The organism is Gemella sp. (assembly GCF_057272915.1).
The window spans coordinates 1-18,187 of the sequence record NZ_DBHIUF010000027.1 but is presented as its reverse complement, the minus strand read 5'-3'; the positions used below and the strand labels follow the sequence as shown (position 1 = coordinate 18,187).

Annotated in this window: 15 protein-coding genes; 10 read left to right on the top strand and 5 right to left on the bottom strand. The window is 29.9% G+C overall.

The window, feature by feature from the left end:
• Nucleotides 1-253: 253 nt before the first annotated feature.
• Both rplS and ACO6OL_RS07950 read right to left on the bottom strand, forming a co-directional pair.
• Nucleotides 254-598 (bottom strand): 50S ribosomal protein L19, encoded by a 345-nt coding sequence (rplS, locus tag ACO6OL_RS07955; RefSeq protein WP_004263065.1) that lies wholly within the window; start codon nucleotides 596-598, stop codon nucleotides 254-256.
• A 138-nt stretch (nucleotides 599-736) separates the two neighbouring features.
• Complete coding sequence (locus ACO6OL_RS07950; protein WP_485502762.1) at nucleotides 737-1,096, bottom strand: Spx/MgsR family RNA polymerase-binding regulatory protein; 360 nt, start codon at nucleotides 1,094-1,096, stop codon at nucleotides 737-739.
• A gap of 171 nt (nucleotides 1,097-1,267) precedes the next feature.
• On the opposite strand from ACO6OL_RS07950, the gene ACO6OL_RS07945 reads away from it, so the two are divergent.
• Nucleotides 1,268-1,969 carry an ABC transporter ATP-binding protein gene (locus tag ACO6OL_RS07945; RefSeq protein WP_485502761.1) on the top strand — a complete coding sequence of 234 codons (702 nt, stop codon included), beginning with the start codon at nucleotides 1,268-1,270 and terminating at the stop codon, nucleotides 1,967-1,969.
• Between the two features lie 4 nt (nucleotides 1,970-1,973).
• Nucleotides 1,974-4,589, top strand: coding sequence for an FtsX-like permease family protein (locus ACO6OL_RS07940; RefSeq protein WP_485502760.1), 2,616 nt, complete (start codon nucleotides 1,974-1,976; stop codon nucleotides 4,587-4,589).
• A 352-nt stretch (nucleotides 4,590-4,941) separates the two neighbouring features.
• Here ACO6OL_RS07940 and ACO6OL_RS07935 read toward each other — a convergent pair whose 3' ends face one another.
• Together ACO6OL_RS07935 and ACO6OL_RS07930 are read right to left on the bottom strand one after the other, a co-directional pair.
• The gene (locus ACO6OL_RS07935; RefSeq protein ID WP_485502759.1) at nucleotides 4,942-6,129 is read right to left on the bottom strand and encodes a TVP38/TMEM64 family protein; all 1,188 of its coding nucleotides are present in this window, start codon (nucleotides 6,127-6,129) and stop codon (nucleotides 4,942-4,944) included.
• A 24-nt stretch (nucleotides 6,130-6,153) separates the two neighbouring features.
• Complete coding sequence (locus ACO6OL_RS07930) at nucleotides 6,154-6,834, bottom strand: YdjY domain-containing protein (protein WP_314160601.1); 681 nt, start codon at nucleotides 6,832-6,834, stop codon at nucleotides 6,154-6,156.
• A 422-nt stretch (nucleotides 6,835-7,256) separates the two neighbouring features.
• Between ACO6OL_RS07930 and ACO6OL_RS07925 the strand changes: the two genes are divergently transcribed.
• From ACO6OL_RS07925 to ACO6OL_RS07900, 6 genes are all read left to right on the top strand, one after another.
• A complete protein-coding gene (locus ACO6OL_RS07925) occupies nucleotides 7,257-9,176 on the top strand; it encodes an ABC-F family ATP-binding cassette domain-containing protein (RefSeq protein ID WP_485502758.1) in 1,920 nt (639 codons plus the stop codon).
• Nucleotides 9,169-9,552 carry a hypothetical protein gene (locus ACO6OL_RS07920; RefSeq protein WP_485491462.1) on the top strand — a complete coding sequence of 128 codons (384 nt, stop codon included), beginning with the start codon at nucleotides 9,169-9,171 and terminating at the stop codon, nucleotides 9,550-9,552. The genes ACO6OL_RS07925 and ACO6OL_RS07920 overlap by 8 nt, the downstream gene beginning before the upstream one ends.
• Before the next feature lie 23 nt (nucleotides 9,553-9,575).
• Nucleotides 9,576-11,210: an arginine--tRNA ligase gene (gene argS, locus ACO6OL_RS07915; protein WP_485502757.1), complete on the top strand. Its 1,635-nt coding sequence runs from the start codon at nucleotides 9,576-9,578 to the stop codon at nucleotides 11,208-11,210.
• Nucleotides 11,211-11,239: 29 nt separating this feature from the next.
• Nucleotides 11,240-11,719, top strand: coding sequence for a DNA-directed RNA polymerase subunit delta (gene rpoE / locus ACO6OL_RS07910; protein ID WP_485502756.1), 480 nt, complete (start codon nucleotides 11,240-11,242; stop codon nucleotides 11,717-11,719).
• Between the two features lie 381 nt (nucleotides 11,720-12,100).
• Nucleotides 12,101-12,301, top strand: coding sequence for a cold-shock protein (locus ACO6OL_RS07905; protein ID WP_003144740.1), 201 nt, complete (start codon nucleotides 12,101-12,103; stop codon nucleotides 12,299-12,301).
• 544 nt (nucleotides 12,302-12,845) lie between these two features.
• Nucleotides 12,846-13,229: a RidA family protein gene (locus tag ACO6OL_RS07900; protein WP_003147859.1), complete on the top strand. Its 384-nt coding sequence runs from the start codon at nucleotides 12,846-12,848 to the stop codon at nucleotides 13,227-13,229.
• A gap of 22 nt (nucleotides 13,230-13,251) precedes the next feature.
• Here the strand turns inward: ACO6OL_RS07900 and ACO6OL_RS07895 are convergent, their stop codons facing one another.
• Nucleotides 13,252-14,115, bottom strand: a complete 864-nt coding sequence (locus ACO6OL_RS07895) for a hypothetical protein (protein WP_485502755.1) — start codon at nucleotides 14,113-14,115, stop codon at nucleotides 13,252-13,254.
• Between the two features lie 562 nt (nucleotides 14,116-14,677).
• On the opposite strand from ACO6OL_RS07895, the gene hisS reads away from it, so the two are divergent.
• Nucleotides 14,678-15,958 carry a histidine--tRNA ligase gene (gene hisS, locus ACO6OL_RS07890; RefSeq protein ID WP_314160595.1) on the top strand — a complete coding sequence of 427 codons (1,281 nt, stop codon included), beginning with the start codon at nucleotides 14,678-14,680 and terminating at the stop codon, nucleotides 15,956-15,958.
• On the top strand, nucleotides 15,958-17,730 hold the full coding sequence (aspS, locus tag ACO6OL_RS07885) for an aspartate--tRNA ligase (protein WP_485502754.1): 1,773 nt from the start codon (nucleotides 15,958-15,960) through the stop codon (nucleotides 17,728-17,730). The genes hisS and aspS overlap by 1 nt, the downstream gene beginning before the upstream one ends.
• Nucleotides 17,731-18,187: the final 457 nt, after the last annotated feature.

The window sequence follows — 18,187 nt, the reverse complement described above, 5'->3', positions numbered from 1 at the left end:
TTTATAAATTTAAATACGGCTGATATTTATTATCAACCGTATTTATTATAGACCCTTAAGAACTAGCTATAGAAAAATATAGTTAGTTCTTTTTTTACGTTTATAAGGAGTGAGTAGAAAATCGTGATTTCGGAGAAACAAGATTTTGTGAATTTTGTTAAGTCACTCCTATGTATATGGCATTAAAATGGCATTGAAAATAAAAAAAAGAAGCCCTGTTACTGGTGTAATAGGGCTTTTAAGCTTCTTCTTATTAACGTACTTCTTTAATACGAGCAGCTTTACCACGTAAGTTACGTAGGTAGTATAATTTAGCACGTCTAACTTTACCTTTACGTACAACTTCAATTTTTTCAACTTTTGGAGTGTGAACAGGGAATGTTCTTTCAACACCAACACCGTTTGAAATTTTACGTACAGTATAAGTAGCAGAGATTCCTCCACCACGACGTTTGATAACTACTCCTTCGAATTGTTGGATACGCTCACGTCCACCTTCAACGATACGAACGTGTACTCTTACTGTATCCCCAGCTTTAAATTCAGGAATGTCTGATCTTAATTGCGATTTAGTGATCGCTTCAATGATTTTGCTCATTATTCTTTCTCCTTTTTTTACAAAATGTTCATTACTAATGCTTGATTAACAGAGGAACATCGTAATTTAATGTTTTCACATCTCGACTATTATAACATTATTTCAAGTAAATATCAATAGAAAATTTAATGATTTTTATTATAAAAGAGCTTTTTCCCAAGTTTCTTCTTTGAATCCAAGTAGTAGGATATCATTTTTAAAATCAAAAGCTAATGGACGTTTGATTAACATACCATTTTCATGTAGTAGTGTTAAAGCTTCATCAAGAGATAAAGTTTCTAATTTATCTTTTAAGCCAAGTTCTTTATAAACAAGTCCACTAGTATTAAATAATTTTTTTAAAGGTAAATCGAATATTTCGATGATTTTTTTAAATTCTGCCACAGTTGGTGTTTTTTCTTTAACATTGAAGTATGTTGCTTCAATATTGTTTTCTGTTAAAAGTTTTTTTGCTTTTCTACATGTTGAGCATGTCGGGTATTCGTAAATAGTTAGCATATAATCTCCTCAATAATTTTTTATAAAATCTAATAATTATTGATATTATAATATTTATTTTTATTAGTGTAAAGGAATCTGTTTAGAATTTAATCTATATAACAAGCGTTTAGATTAATTGAATAAGTAAGATGTGATATAATTAACTTATAGAGATAAAGGAGAAATACTATGCAAAAGATAATTGTAAAAGATGTTTCTAAAATATATGGAGAAAATAGTAATAAAGTTATAGCGAATAATGCTATTAATTTTGATATAAATGAAGGAGAATTTGTTGTAATTTTAGGTCCTAGTGGAGCAGGGAAGAGTACACTCCTTAATATTATAGGTGGCATGGATAGTGTTACTAAAGGATCAATAAATGTTTTTGGAAAAGAGATAGTTGGTCTTAATGAAGCTGAACTAACTAAATATAGAAGAGAAGATATAGGTTTCGTTTTTCAATTCTATAATTTGATTCCAAACCTAACAGTTTTAGAAAATGTAGAATTAGCTGGACAAATTGTAAAACAGCCGAAAAAAGCAACAGATATCTTAAAGTTAGTAGGATTAGAACATAGAATGAATAATTTTCCTTCGCAAATCTCTGGTGGAGAACAACAGCGTGTTGCTATAGCGAGGGCAATAGCTAAAAATCCAAAACTATTACTTTGTGATGAACCAACTGGGGCGTTAGATTATAAGACGGGAAAAAATATCTTAAATATCCTAAAAGACTATAGTGTGGATGAGAAAAAAACTGTAGTTATTATCACTCACAATAGTTCTATAGCTGAAGCTGCAGACAAGGTAATAGAAATTTATGATGCTAAGGTGAAAAAAGTAACACAAAATACTAATCCTAAAAGTATTGATGAAATAGAGTGGTAGTGTTATGAAAGCAATAAATAAAGATATATTAAGAGAAATATCAAAAACAAAGTCGAAGTTTATATCGACAATGATAATAATGTTTCTGGGAGTTTTTATCTTTGTAGGTCTAAAAGAAACATCACCCGCTATGGTGAATACCTATAATAAGTATATAGAACGCCATAAAATGTATGATCTGCGAGTGAGTCATAATTTTGGAATCAATGAAGAAGATATGAAAATTATAAATTCTATGGATAATATTGATTTAAGTGAAAGTTATTTTATAAAAAAACTCCAGATAACTAATAGTAATGAGTTTGTAAATATAGAATCTTTACCTAAAAAATTAGTTTCACCTGAGTTAACTGAAGGTGCTTTACCTAATAATGATCGAGAAATAGCTTTAGTAGAATCATTACAAAGTAGTTATAAAATTGGTGATGTGATTTCTTTTATTTCAGATAAGAGTGAAAGTAATACTTTAAAACAATATAAGTTTAAAGTAGTTGGTTTCGTTCAAGGAGCAGATCATATAGAGGTATCTAATAATAATCTAGCTAATAAAGACTATTTTGGGTATGTAAAAAGAGATGTTTTTAAATTTGAAAATGTAAGTGGAGTAAATATAAAACTTAAAGATATTAACTATAAATATAGTGATAAAGATTATATTACGGAAGTTAATAAGACTAGAGATAGCCTGATAGAAAAATTAAAAACTCAGCAAAAAATCGACGAAAAAAATTATTTAGAAAAAAATAATAAAAAATTAAATGAAAATGAAAAAGTAATAAATCAAGCACAAGAACAACTTGATAGTGTTAAAGAAAGACTTGAATTATTAAAAAATGTTGATAGCAAGAGTTACAATGAACAAGTAGAAAAATTGAATAAAGCTCAAAAAGAGATTGATGATAATAAAAAGCAACTAAATATTGGGAAAGCTAGTCTTTCAGAAGAAAGTTATCCTAGATTCTCTGTAGAAAATATTAGAGGTTTAAAAAACTATGCTCAATTTATAGATTCTGCGAGTAGTTTAACCTTTGTTGCTAATGTTTTTTCAATATTCTTATTCGTTGTATCGATTTTAGTTTCACTAACAACTTTGACTAGAATGATAGATGAAAATAGGATAAACATCGGTACTCTTAAATCGCTAGGATACAGTAATTACCAAATTTCTAAGAAATATTTTGTATATGGTGGATTATCTACCTTGATAGGTACGATATTAGGGATTATTGGAGCATATTTGGTGATTGTGCCGATAATATATAATTCTTATGCAAGGTTCTTTACTTTTAATACACCGGAGATCGTATATACTCCAAGTATACTTATCGCAGCTTTTGTTATTTCATTAGGATGTATAAGTTTAGCGATTTATATACCACTTAGAAAAAACTTAAAAGAAAAGAGCGCGTACTTGTTGCGTCCTAAGGCTCCGAGTGGAGGAAGTAGGATATTTTTAGAGAAAATATCATTTATCTGGTCAAGACTTAGCTTTTTAAGAAAGGTAACCTTTAGAAATATTTTCCGTTATAAAATTAGAATGTTAATGACGATATTTGGAGTTGCGGGATGTCTGACTCTTATGTTTATAGGTTTTGGTATTCGCTATGGAGTTATAAATATTTCTAATGAACAATTTAAAGTAATTAATAAGGTAGATATCGCAGCTACTTATAATCCTTATATAGATAATGAAAGTGTAGAAAAACTTCAAAAAGAGGTTGATAGTAATAAGAATGTTAAAGCTAGCACCAAGGTAAATATTCAACTTGCTACTTTCGAGAGTAATAATGAAATTATAGATTCTGCACAATTAATAACGGTGGATAAAGAAAACTACAAGGACTATATTACATTAATGGATAATAATACCAAAGGTATTAACTTACCAGTTGACGCGGCTGTTATTAGTGAAAAACTTGCATATCTTCACAAGTTACAGGTAGGAGATAGCTTTAATGTAGTTGTAAATAATAAAGAATATGCATTTAATGTTGGTGAAATTAATAAGAATTACTTTGGGCATACAATTTATATAAATAAAGATTATTATGAATCAGTATTCAAAAAACAATATAAGGACAATACGTTTTTAATACAAACTACAGGTGGTAAGGAAACTGTTGAGAGTGTTGTAAGTAATTTAAATAACAATAGCGATATAGTAAACATAAGTGATAATTCTAAAATACAAGAAATACTTGATAATTTTATTAAAGGGATAGATATTATAGTGGCAGTTATGGTGATTTGTTCAGTTACATTAGCACTTGTAGTATTATATAATTTAATAAATGTTAATGTATCTGAGCGTATTAGAGAATTATCAACGATAAAAGTTCTTGGTTTTTATCCAAGTGAAGTAACTATTTATGTATTTAGAGAAATTTTTTACTTAAGTGGGGTAGGTATTATTTTAGGTAATTATCTAGGTTATAAAATGTATCTGAAAATAATACTAGAACTCGCTGGAAGAGACATGATGTTTAGTAGTAAAGTACCTTTAGTAGTTTATTTATTAGCATCGGGTATAACAATATTGATTACTGTAGTCGTAATGATAGTAATGCATAAAAAACTAAAAAAAGTAAACATGGTAGAAGCTCTTAAGGCAATAGAGTAGAATAGGAGAAAAAATGGCGATTATAATAAATGACGAAGCGAAAAAATTATTAAAAGATAAAAATAAAAACTATATATTAGTATCACTATTTCAACAAGCTTGTTGAGGTGGCGGAGTAAATAAAGTTATCGGGGTTTCGATAGCAAGCAAATTCGATAAAGAATTATATTCAAAATATGTAGTTGATGGAATAGATGTTTATATTGACTATAGATTAAATATAGGAGAAAATGTAGAAATAGGTGTAGAAAAATTCTTATTTATGAAATATTTTAACCAGGTAGGGATCACCGCTTTATAAATAAAAAAACAACTAGAGATGAAAAGTATCATTTCTAGTTGTTTTTGTTTATTAGTTAGAAGATGCAATAAGCTCTTCTTCTTTTTTATGTTTATCGTTGTAGATTTTTTTCATAATACCGATAACGATTGATAGTGCGAATAAACACATTAATCCGATGAATAGGTTTCTAACCCCACCAGAAAGTGTACCACCAACGTATGAGTAAACTATTGTTGCTGGTAATTGTCCAACACCAGTAGCTATGAAAAATCGCCAAAAACTCATATTAGTAAGACCAGCAGCGTAACTAACGAAGTCGAAAGATACGAACGGTAATAGCCTACAAATAAGAATAGCTTTATCTCCGTAGCGTTCGAAGAAGACGTCAATACTTGCCATAGCACCTTTACTTGTTAGTTTTTCAACTACATCACGACCAAGCCCGCGAGCAATGTAGAAACATACCGCAGCCCCTATCATTGCCGTTGACCAAGATAATACAGCCCCTAGAACCCAACCAAAGATAGCAGCATTAGATAGTGTGATTAAGAATGCAGGAATTGGAGCGGCGATTGATTGAAGTACCATTAATACTCCAGAAACTACCGCAGCCCAAGCTCCCCATCCACGTAGATATTCAATTACTGCATTTGTATCAAATTGAGATAGAGTTGCGAATGCTGTATTAATACCAGTTTTAAAACTAGGCACTGTAAAGTAAATTGCGAAGAAAATTGCAAAGCAAGCAAGCGTAATGTATCTTACTTTTTTACGTTGTGCTTTTAATTTTTTCTCTTCTTCAGGGTCAACTTCTCTTAAATCACTAAGTTTTACTTCTTTTTCTTTTAATGCTTTAAGTTCTTCTTTAGTATATACTTTTTGGTATTTAGAAAGTGTTAAAATAATATAAAGATTTATTAAGTTAATGATAATAACACCAACTATAAATGGAACCTTAATTTGATTAAGTGTTCCAGCGTGCAGTACTTCACGAGCTATATATAGTAAAGTTTTAGTTTTACCTGAGGAAATAGCCATTAGAAGTATAATTGCTTCTATAATGAAAAATGTATATTTACGATTTATACGTTTAAAATATAATCCTGTCATTATACCGTAAACAGTCCAAACGAATATCACAAGACTTTGGTCAGCTAACATTTCAAACTGTGTAAAGAAGAACAGTAAGAATGCAAAGAAGTAACCAACAGCTATACCAACACTTGTGAAATAGAATAATAATCTTAAGCGTTTCATTAAATCTCTCCTTGTGATTAGCTATTATTTTTTAATGCTATAAATAACAGCTGCATATGTTCCATCTTCTGGAAGAATATCTTCGTTACCAGTGAATTTAACCTCTTTACGAGTTTCAACTGCACCATAAGTATAAGTAGTATTAGAGATGATACCTACCGGACAACTATCTAAACAAGATAAGCATCCTGTGTTTTTATCGATTGCACGTTTTAAGTTACCACCGAAGCGGAAATCAATTTGTTTACCATTACTATCTTTTACTACTTCGTTGATGTCATATTTTTTGTCAGCTCCATTCCAAGTGATTTCAGCTTTAATTGGAGTTCCTTCAACATGTGTAGTAGTTGCGTTATTTGGATTCATATTTTCTCCTGGTTTTGCACCAATCTCAATTAGAGCGTTGTAGAATTCTTCTGGTTTAGCAAATGCTGTGAAGATAGATTTAGCACCGTTTGTACCACTTTGTTCTACTGAGTTATGTCTTGTAGCTTCATCGAAGTATTTACCATTAATTTTTGTAAGAACAGTAATAGTACCAGCTTCTTTATCTACTTTAATAGGTTTATCTAATGATACACCTGCTACATAGTCTGCAGGTTGATTAGATTTTTGTGATGTTGAATTAGAAGAACTGCTGCACCCAACTGCAGTAAATGCTAATCCAGCGGCCATAAGGACTGATAATATTTTTTTTGGTTTCATGTAATGAATCCCCCTTATTAATAAATTTTTTATATAATTGTATTATAACATTTATATAAAAAGGTAACAATAATTTATATAAAATATTATATAAATTTAATTAATAGTAAAGCAAAAGTACATTTAATCGATGGAAAATATTATTTTATTTTAAATATACAGCATGTACAAAAATAATAAAACAGAAATATATAGTGAGTAAATAATTTAATATAAATTGTATATTCTAGATTATAAGACTACGAATGAATAAAATATTATTTATTGATAGTTGTTATCAACTATCGATAGATGTAGTTTATAATAAATTGAGCATTATAATTATTAGCGAAAAAACAAGAAATGTGATATAATATTCCAGTTATAGATGAAATCAATAGGGTTTTATGAAAATAAGTAAGAAATCAGAGAAAGGAGCAAAAATGTTAATTCAATTAAACAATGTAACAAAGAATTTTGTGGTAAATGAAATATTTTCAAATGTGAAATTAGAAATTAACGATAAAGACCGTGTTGCCATTGTAGGTAGAAATGGTGCAGGGAAGAGTACATTATTAAAAATTATTTCGGGTGCTATTAGTTTTGATAGTGGTGAAAGAACTATATCTAAGAATACGACTGTAGGGTATCTTTCACAAGAATTTATAGTACGAGAAGATTTGTCAATTTATGAAGAGATGATTACATGCTTCGAAGAAATTATTACATTAGAAGCGGAATTGGAAAAACTTTCGTTTGAGTTAACTCCAGAAAATATCGAAAATAATCCAGCGCTACTTAATAAATTCGATAGATTACAAAATGAAGTATTGACTCATAAAGACTACCATTATAAAAGTAAGATTGAGAGTGTGTTGTATGGATTAGACTTTACAAAAGACGTTTTTGATAAAAAAATAAGTACTTTCTCCGGTGGAGAGAAGACAAGATTATCAATGGCTAAACTATTATTAAGTGAGCCCGATTTATTAGTTTTAGATGAACCGACCAACCACCTTGATATGGAAAATGTAGCGTGGTTAGAAAATTATTTATCATCCTATAATGGTGCAATAGTTATAGTTAGTCACGATAGATACTTTTTAGATAAAGTAGTAAATGTTGTATATAACTTAGAGTTTGGAAAGCTTAAAAAATATGTAGGTAATTACTCTAGGTTTTTAGTACAATATGAAGAAGATTTTGAAAAGCAACTAAAAGAGTATACAAGTCAACAAAAGGATATAAAAAAACTTGAAGAATTTGTTCAGAAAAATATAGCTAGAGCATCTACTAGTAAAATGGCTAAAAGTCGTCAAAAAGTATTAGACAAGATGGAACTTATAGATAATCCTAAAAAAGATGATAAGGCAGCAGGTATAGAGTTCCTAATTAAGGAGCAAAGTGGTCGTGATGTTCTTACGATTAGTGATTTACAAGTAGGTTATAATGGAACTAAAGTTGGTCAGAGTTATAATCTTTCTGTTTATAAAGGTGATAGAATAGCTGTTGTTGGAAGAAATGGTATAGGAAAATCGACTTTAATAAAGACAATAGCGAAGAGACAAAAAGAAATTTCTGGTTCTGTTCAATATGGAAGTAAAGTGTCATTAGGATACTATGACCAAAAACAAGCGGAGTTTGAATCTTCAAAAACAATATTAAATGAATTGTGGGATGAGTATCCTCTAATGAAAGAGGCGGAAGTAAGAACAGTTCTTGGTAGATTCTTATTTAGAGGCGATGATGTTCTTAAGATAGTAAGAGATCTTTCTGGTGGAGAAAAAGCGAGATTACAACTTGCAAAATTGATGCTAGAAAAAAACAATCTCCTTATATTAGATGAACCGACTAACCACCTTGATATTACGAGTAAGCAAGTATTAGAAGAAGCATTAAAAAATTATGAAGGGACTATTCTTTTTGTCAGTCACGATAGGTATTTTATTAACAAGATAGCAAATAAAGTACTAGATATTACTGATAATGGTCATAATATGTACTTAGGAAACTATGATTATTATTTAGAAAAACGAGAACAAGAGAGAATTGCTCAGCAGCTAACTAAGCAGAGTGAAGAAGTTGTTGTTGAAAAAGAAGCAAATAACTATACTCTAGATAAAGAAGCAAAAAGACGTGTTCGAAAATTAGAGAGAACTCGTGATGAATTGATGAATAAAATTGAAACTTTAGAAGAAAGAATACAAGGTATAAATAATGAACTTGCCAAAGAGGAAGTTTATACTGATATGATAAAAACTCAAGAATTTAATGAGCAGTTAAAACAGTTAAATTCTGAATTAGAAGAGCTGAATGATACTTGGTTAGAAATTGAAGAGGAATTAGAGAGCATTAATGGATAGTAAAATTAAAATAATAACATATGTTGATTCTGAAAAAATACATGAAGAATCTTATCTAGGAAGATATACTGAACAACTAGATAGTCAGAAAATAATTTATAGCGATAAAAATAACAAAAAAATAAAGATTTTTATTGACAAAATTAAAGAAAGTGTTAGTATAGAAAAAGACGATTCAAAAATGTACTTAGCATATACGAAAACAAGTAATGATTACAGTACGCAATATGGTCAAATGAAATTGGAAACACAACTTGTGAAAATGAGTAAGATGGAAAAAAATAATTTTACTTTATTTGAGATAGTGTACAATATACATTTCGGAAAAAATGATAAACAGCAAAATAAATTGAAAATATTAGTGAAAAATATATAGTAAGTAATTAGGAGGGATTTTTGGTGAAAAATAAAATAGTAGAATTAATAAAAAATTCTTTAGCCAAATTAGAAATTGATGGAGTAGATATTCATGTGGAAACTCCGAAAAACACAGATAATGGGGACTTTTCTTCAAACGTGGCGATGCAATTAACAAGAGCTTTACGTAAAAACCCTAGAGTTATTGCCGAGGAAATAATCAGTAATATAGAAGAAGATGAAGCGGTAGAAAAAATTGAAATAGCCGGCCCAGGTTTTATTAACTTTTTCGTTAAAAAATCAAGTCTTGGAAGTGTTGTTGGAAAAATCTTAGAAGATGATTTTAAATATGGTGAAAACAACATTGGACAAGGGAAAAAAGTACTTTTAGAGTATGTATCAGCTAACCCAACTGGAACATTACACGTGGGGCATGCTAGAAATGCTGCATATTCTGATTCATTAGCAAGAATAATGAAAAAATCTGGATATGATTTATCTCGTGAATACTATATCAATGATGCCGGTAATCAAATTAATAATCTTGTGATTTCAGCGATCACTAGATATAAACAGGCTCTAGGCATGGATGCTGAGATGCCAGAGGATGCATATCATGGTGAAGATATTAAAGTTCTAGGTCAAAAACTAAAAGATGAATTCGGTGAATCATTATTAGAAAGAGAAGACTTAAATGAGTTTATTCGTGAGTATGCAGTAGCGTATGAAATGGAAAATATTAAAAAAGACCTTGGTGATTTTGGTTTAGAATACGATGTATTCTTCAGTGAAAAATCATTATATGAAAATGGTCTTGTAGAAAAAGCTTTAGAATCTTTAAGAGAACAAGGTTTCGTATATGAAAAAGATGGAGCTTTATGGTTAGAAACAACTGCTTTAGGTACAGGTGATGACAAAGACCGTGTATTAATAAAAGCAGATGGTTCACTAACATACTTAACTAGTGATATAGCCTATCACAAAAATAAATTAGATCGTGGGTTTGATTTATTACTAGATGTTTTAGGTGCAGATCACCATGGATATGTTGCAAGATTAAAAGCAAGTGTTGTTGCGATGGGATACAAGGCGGAGCAATTAGAAGCTTTAATTATGCAAATGGTACAACTTCTAAATAATGGTGAAGTTGTAAAAATGAGTAAAAGAACTGGTAAAGCAATTACTCTTCGTGATTTAATAGATGAAGTAGGAGCTGATGCTGCTCGTTACTTCTTAGTAATGCGAAGTGCAGATAGTCACTTAGACTTTGATTTTGCAGTAGCAAAAGAACAATCAAGTGATAATCCACTATACTATGTTCAATATGCACACGCTAGAATTTGTTCAATCTTACGTCAAGCAGCAGAGCAAGGTGAGTATGATGTTAATAACTGTGATTGTGAATTGCTAACTGATGAATATTCAGTAGACTTACTGAAAAACTTAGCATATTATCCAGAAATTGTAGCTCAAGCAGCTAAAAACTATGAACCACATAGAATTTGTAATTACTTACAAAGTCTTGCAAGTTCATTCCACAAATTCTATAATAATAACAAAGTAATAACAGAAAATAAAGAGCAAACTCAAAGTTATTTAGCATTAATCACTGCTGTTAAGATAACTTTAAGAAATGCTTTAGAGTTAATCGGAGTATCAGCTCCAGAAAAAATGTAATAAATAAAAAAGAAGGGAATCTAATATAAATGGTAAAGTTAAAAGATTTAAGCGCAGAAAAAATTAAGGAAATGTCACTAATAGATTTATGTTATGCATATATGGTAGAAGAAGGGATTGAAAAATTAAATATTTATGATTTCCTAGATTATATTAAACCACTAAGAAACGTTGATGAGGAAGAATTTACTGCACAAGCTGCATACTTCTACACAGATCTAAACTTAGATGGACGTTTTGTATGTGTTGAAGATGGTAGTTGGAAATTAAGAGATAGTTTATTTGTAGAAGATATTAAAAACTTTGTTGAACCAAGTGTTCAAAAATTTGAAATCGATGATGAAGACGATATTGAAGAGCTTGGTGAAGAAGAACAAGAAGATATCCATGATGATGTTGATGCTCTAATCGAAGAAGAAGATATGGAAGAAAGTGAAGATGTCTTCGATTTTGATAATGAGGGTATTGTATCGAAATTCAACATTGCAACTGAAGAGGAAGAGTTTTAATGGGAGTGACTCAAAAATCGTGATTTCGTAGAAATCGATTTTTTAGAGTCATCCCTGCACAGTTTATTAGATATCTAAAAAGCTTTTATAAAGCGAATTTAGATGTCAATAAACCACTGCGTCTATGAGTTCTCATATACACTTTATTAAAATTTAGGACTTTTGGGTCAGCCCATTTTTTTGAGTTTTTACTTGCAAATTATATTAATATGAAGTATAATAAAGAAAGTCAATAAAACATATAGTAAAAATTGTAATACAGGTTCTAAGTTTTTTAAGTGAATAACACAATGTCACATTTATTTTATTTATTATCTTTAACGGCAAGAATACGATTGATTATTGATAATAAAATATAAAATAAAAAGGAGATTGTAACTTATGAAACAAGGTACAGTAAAATGGTTTAACGAGGAAAAAGGATTCGGATTTATCGAAGTAGCAGGAGAAAAAGATATCTTTGTTCACTTCTCAAGCATTAAAAAAGATGGATTCAAAACTTTAAAAGAAGGCGATAAAGTTGAATTTGAAGTTGAAGACGGTGCTCGTGGACCACAAGCAGCTAACGTAGTTGTTCTTTAATTAAAAACGTAAGAAAGCTATAGCTAGATTTAGAATCTAGTTATAGCTTTTTTGTTGTTTAATGTATAATGGTGATTTGTGTTTTTTTGTAAAATTTTAGGGAGGAGGGAGTGACTCAAAAATCGTGATTTCGTAGAAATCGATTTTGTCGAGTCACCCCCGCACAGTTTATTAGATATCTAAAAAGCTTTTATAAAGCGAATTTAGATATCAATAAACCACTGCGTCTATGAATTCTCATATATACTTTGTTAAAATTTAGGTCTTTTGGATCAGCCCCATTGGTATTGAAAATTCCATTAATTCTTTCTAATTTGCAATTGGTAGTAAGTTTTTAAATTTAATTATGAAAACGAATACGATTTTATTGAAAAATAAGTGTATATAAACTATAATTATATGAAAAGATATGTAATATCAATGATAGTATAGTACATAACGGAATGGATAAATCCGATATTACTGAACTCGAATTTTAGAGTACTGTTAAAGGTATTTTCTATTCTTAAGCATCAAAATATGCAAAAAAAAGGAGATTTATAAAATGAAAATTACAGAAGTAAATACACCAAAAGCACCAAAAGCAGTAGGACCATATGTGCAAGCAAATAAAGTAGGAAATCTTATTTTTTGTTCTGGTCAATTAGGGATTAACCCGGAAACAGGGAAAATTGTTGAAGGTGGAGTTATCGAAGAAGCAAAACAAGTTTTTAAAAATATTGAAGCAGTTTTAGAAGAAGCTGGAAGTTCTATGAATCATGTTGTAAAATCATTAGTGCTTTTAAAAGATATTGCAGACTTTGCTGAAGTGAATAAAGTATATGCAGAACAATTCAATGATGTACTTCCTGCTAGATCAGCTTTTCAAGTGGCTGCATTGCCACTAGGTGGGAACATAGAAATAGAAGTGATAGCTGTAGAAAAATAAAAAATCAAGGATGGCAAGTTAGCTATCCTTGATTTTTTGCGTTATAATTTGCGATTGCAGCATTTATTTCTTCGTTCGTGAAGTTAGAGATATCACCTTTTAGTTCATTTTCAATGATATTTCTACTAGTGCTACCCTCTTGAGTGTAACGTATAGTATTATATGTTTCAGGTACTTGTTGCCCTACAATTTGTGGGTGATTTTGTGTATTAGGAATAGATGAAACTTTTTTAGTATCAGAAGAATTATTTTTAGTACTATTAGAATTTTTATTTGAAGAAGTAGTATCTTTTTTAGAACTTTCTCTATTGCCTAGTTCTTTTTTTGTTTCCTCTTTTTTAGTTACGCTAGTTTTATGATCTTGTTCTAATTCTGAGGTTTCAGAATTTAACAGTTTTTCTTTTAAAGCTTCATATTTGAAGTTGTACTTAGCTAAAATAGTTTGAATTTGATCTGCATAAGTTGCCGAGTTAATATCTAATTCTAAAATCTCGGTAAGAGCATTGTCGTAATAATCTAATTGTTCATCTAAATATGAAATTGCTTTAGAGAAAGTATGATTAACATCTAATTTTTTAGCTTGTTTTAAGTGATCGTGTGCTTTTTCGATATCTGCATTGTTTAGTGCAGTATCAATTCTTACTAATTCACTAGCGGTATTGATTTCATTATCTATATTTCTTAACGTTTCTTTAGCCTTTTCTGTAGTTAATGTTTCAAGGCCGTTTAAGCCATTTTTAAAATCATATGAATCATTAATTAATGATATATATTTTGAATGTTCTTCTTTAAAATTTTTATTTCCTGCATTTAGGTAGTAGTAAGTACCACCTATTAAGAAAAATATTGCTAATATAGGCATTAAAACAGAGATTATTTTTTTCATAAAGGGTTATACTCCTTTCTTTAATGTCTTTAACTATAATTTATTGTATAATGTTAAGAAAAAAAAATCAAGTAAATTAAGTGATAAGTAATTAAATAAAATACGTAAGTTAGCTACTATATCGGTAAAATATTATTATTTATAGTGAAAAAAATAGTTATTATTAATATTGAATTGTCTAGAAAAATAATCTTATAAAGTAATAAGGGATAAGTGAAAATTTAAAGAAATTAAATTTAAAAATATAATAATTTCTTGACAATGACAGTAGTTTGGTATAATATATTTAAAAGAACCGTGACAAAATAGTAAAAAGAATTTTACTTTATGTTTTAATAAAAAGAGAGTTTAATCCCAAGGCTGAAAGATTAAATATTAATGATTAAAGTAAGTAACACTTTTTGTAAAATTTAATAATAAGAAAATAAGGTATCGATATTTCGATATGAATTAGGGTGGCACCACGAATTTAGTTATCGTCCCATATAGTATAGGCTATATGGGGCGATTTTAATTTATATTGAAGTATGATTTATAGATAAATCATTGAAAGGAGCAAACCATGGTAATAACTATGCCGAGAGGAACACAAGATATACTACCTGAAGAAAGTATAAAGTGGCAGTATATTGAAGGGAAACTAAGAGAAATTAGTAAGAACTTTTGCTATGAAGAGATTAGAACACCGATGTTTGAATCAACAGAATTATTCAGTAGAGGTGTTGGAGACACTACTGACATAGTCCAAAAAGAGATGTATACTTTCCAAGATAAAGGAAATAGATCTTTAACACTAAGACCTGAGGGAACAGCTGGAACAGTTCGTTCATATATAGAAAATAAATTATTCGCTAAAACAATTCAACCACAAAAACTCTACTATGTTGGTCCGATGTTTAGATATGAAAGAAAACAAAAAGGGCGTTATCGTCAATTCGTTCAATATGGAGTTGAGGTGATTGGGGAAGAAAGTCCGAAAATCGATGCAGAGGTAATAAGCTTAGCATATAATATTTACAGAATGTTTGGTATAGAAAATATCAAAGTGAGTATTAACTCTTTAGGTAATCCCGAAGAAAGACAAGCTTATAATGAAGCATTAGTAAAACACTTTGAACCTAGAATAAACGAGTTTTGCGAAGATTGTAATAATCGTCTTTACAAAAACCCTATGAGAATTTTAGATTGTAAAGTTGATGCGGGACATGAACTTATTAAATCGGCACCAAAATTATTAGATTACTTAGGTGAAGAATCTAAGCAATATTTCGCAGAAGTTCTAAAACATTTAGATGCACTTGGTGTAAAATATGAAATCGATCATAATTTAGTTCGCGGATTAGATTATTATACTCACACTGCATTTGAGATAATGATAGATAATCCTGAAGTGGAATTAAAAACACTTTGCGGAGGTGGTCGTTATAATGGTTTAATTAAATTGTTAGATGGACCGGAAGATAAAAAAGGTATTGGTTTTGCCTTAAGTATTGAAAGATTATTATTAGCTCTTGAAAGTGAAAATATTGAATTACCTATAGATGATACAATTGATGTATTTGTAGTTGCTATGGGAGAAGAAGCTTCAAATGCTGGAGTAAAACTTACTAATGATTTAAGATTAGCTGGATATAGCGTACAAAATGATTATTTTGATAAAAAAATGAAAGCTCAAATGAAAGTTGCAGATAGATATAATGCAAAATATTCTATAATAATTGGACAAAGTGAACTGGAGAGTGGAACGCTTGTCGTAAAAGATATGAAATCATTTGAACAAGAAACAATTAACTTAGAAAACATAGTTGATTATTTACAAGAGAAACTGAGAGGAGAAAAATAATGAGCGCATACGGAAGAACGGAATACGCAGGTCGTATAGATGAAAAATATGTTGGAAAGAAAGTAACATTAAAAGGATGGGTTAGTAAACGTCGTGACCTTGGTAACTTAATCTTTATTGATGTAAGAGATAGAATGGGTGTAGTTCAATGTGTATTTTCAGGAGAAAAGAATGCAGAATTACATGAACTAGCAGGAACTTTAAGAAACGAATTTGTAGTTTCTATTGAAGGTGAAGTAGTATTAAGAAATGAATCTACTGTAAACGAGAAAATCGCATCAGGTAAAGTAGAAGTTATCGCTGATAAATTAGAAATTTTATCAAAAGCTAAAACATTACCATTCGTATTGGATGATGCAAGTTTATCAAGTGAAGAGTTACGTCTTAAATACCGTTACCTAGATTTAAGAAGAACAGAACTTGCTGAAGTGTTACACTTACGTTCAAAAATCACTAAAGCAACTAGAGATTATTTAGATAACAACATGTTTGTTGATGTTGAAACACCAATTTTAACTAAGTCTACTCCAGAAGGAGCGCGTGACTACTTAGTACCAAGTAGGGTTCATCCAGGTGAATTCTATGCATTACCACAGTCACCACAATTATTTAAACAATTACTAATGGTAGCTGGATTTGACAGATACTATCAAGTAGCTCGTTGTTTCCGTGACGAAGACTTACGTGCAGACAGACAACCAGACTTTACACAAATTGATATGGAAATGAGCTTTATGTCACAAGAAGAAATTCTTACTATGATAGAAGGTTTAATTGCACACGTAATGAAAGAAGTAAAAGGAATTGATGTAGTATTACCATTCCCACGCCTTGACTACGAAGAAGCAATGGAAAGATTTGGTAGTGATAAACCAGATACTCGTTTTGGAATGGAATTAAAAGATGTTAGTGATCTTGTTAAGAACTTAGACTTCAAAGTATTCTCAAATGCAGTAGAACAAGGTGGAGCAGTAAAATGTATCGTAGCTAAAGGATGTGCAGAGCAATATTCTCGTAAAGATATCGACGCTTTAGGTAAATATGTTGCGAACTACGGAGCTAAAGGATTAGCGTGGGTTAAAGTAACAGAAGAAGGATTAAATGGAGCAATTGCTAAATTCTTTACAGATGAAGTAGCTCAAGAATTAGTAGCTCGTGTAGATGCAGAAGTTGGAGATATTATTTTATTTGCTGCAGACAGTAAGAAAGTATGTTATGCATCATTAGGTGCATTACGTCAAAAATTAGCAGCTGATTTAGATCTAATCGATAAAGATAAATACAACTATCTATGGGTAGTAAACTGGCCTTTATTAGAGTATGATGAAGAAAAAGGTCGTTACAGTGCAGCCCACCACCCATTCACTATGCCAAAAGTGGAAGATGTTGAACTATTAGAGACAGTGCCAGAAAAAGCATATGCACAAGCTTATGATATAGTACTTAATGGATATGAGTTAGGTGGAGGAAGTATCCGTATTTACGATAAAGAAGTTCAATCTTCTATGTTTAAGGCATTAGGATTTACACAAGAACAAGCTCAAGAACAATTTGGATTCTTATTAGATGCATTTGAATACGGTGTACCACCTCACGGAGGATGTGCCCTAGGATTAGATAGATTCGTTATGTTATTAGCTGGACGCGATAACTTACGTGATACAATTGCATTCCCTAAAACTGCGAATGCAGCAGATCCAATGACTCAAGCTCCATCACCAGTAGATTTAGAGCAACTATTAGAATTAAATATCTCATTACTAAGAAAATAAACCAAATAGTAATATAATGTATATCCGAGGAAGAGTTAATCTTTTCCTCGGATTTTTTAAAAAAATGTATTGACATAAAGTAAAACAGATGATAGAATAATAAAAGTCTTCTCAAGAAGAAGACGAACAATCAAATATTTTGAAATATTAAATGTTAAGAAATTATAAAAAATCGCTTGACAAAATATAAAAGAAATGATAAACTTATAAAAGTCTTGAATAAAGACAAAATCAATTATTTCAACGAAGTAAACGGTTTAAAAGTTTTTAAAAATATAAAAAACTTCTTGACAAATATTCGAAGAAATGATAGACTGATAAAAGTCTTTAGAAGAAGACAAAAAACATTTTTAAAAAAGTTTTTAAAAAAGCTTGACAAAGAAAATTAAAAATGTTAAAATATAAAAGTTGTTAATCGCAACGATTTGAACATTGAAAACTAAACGAATTAAGTCAA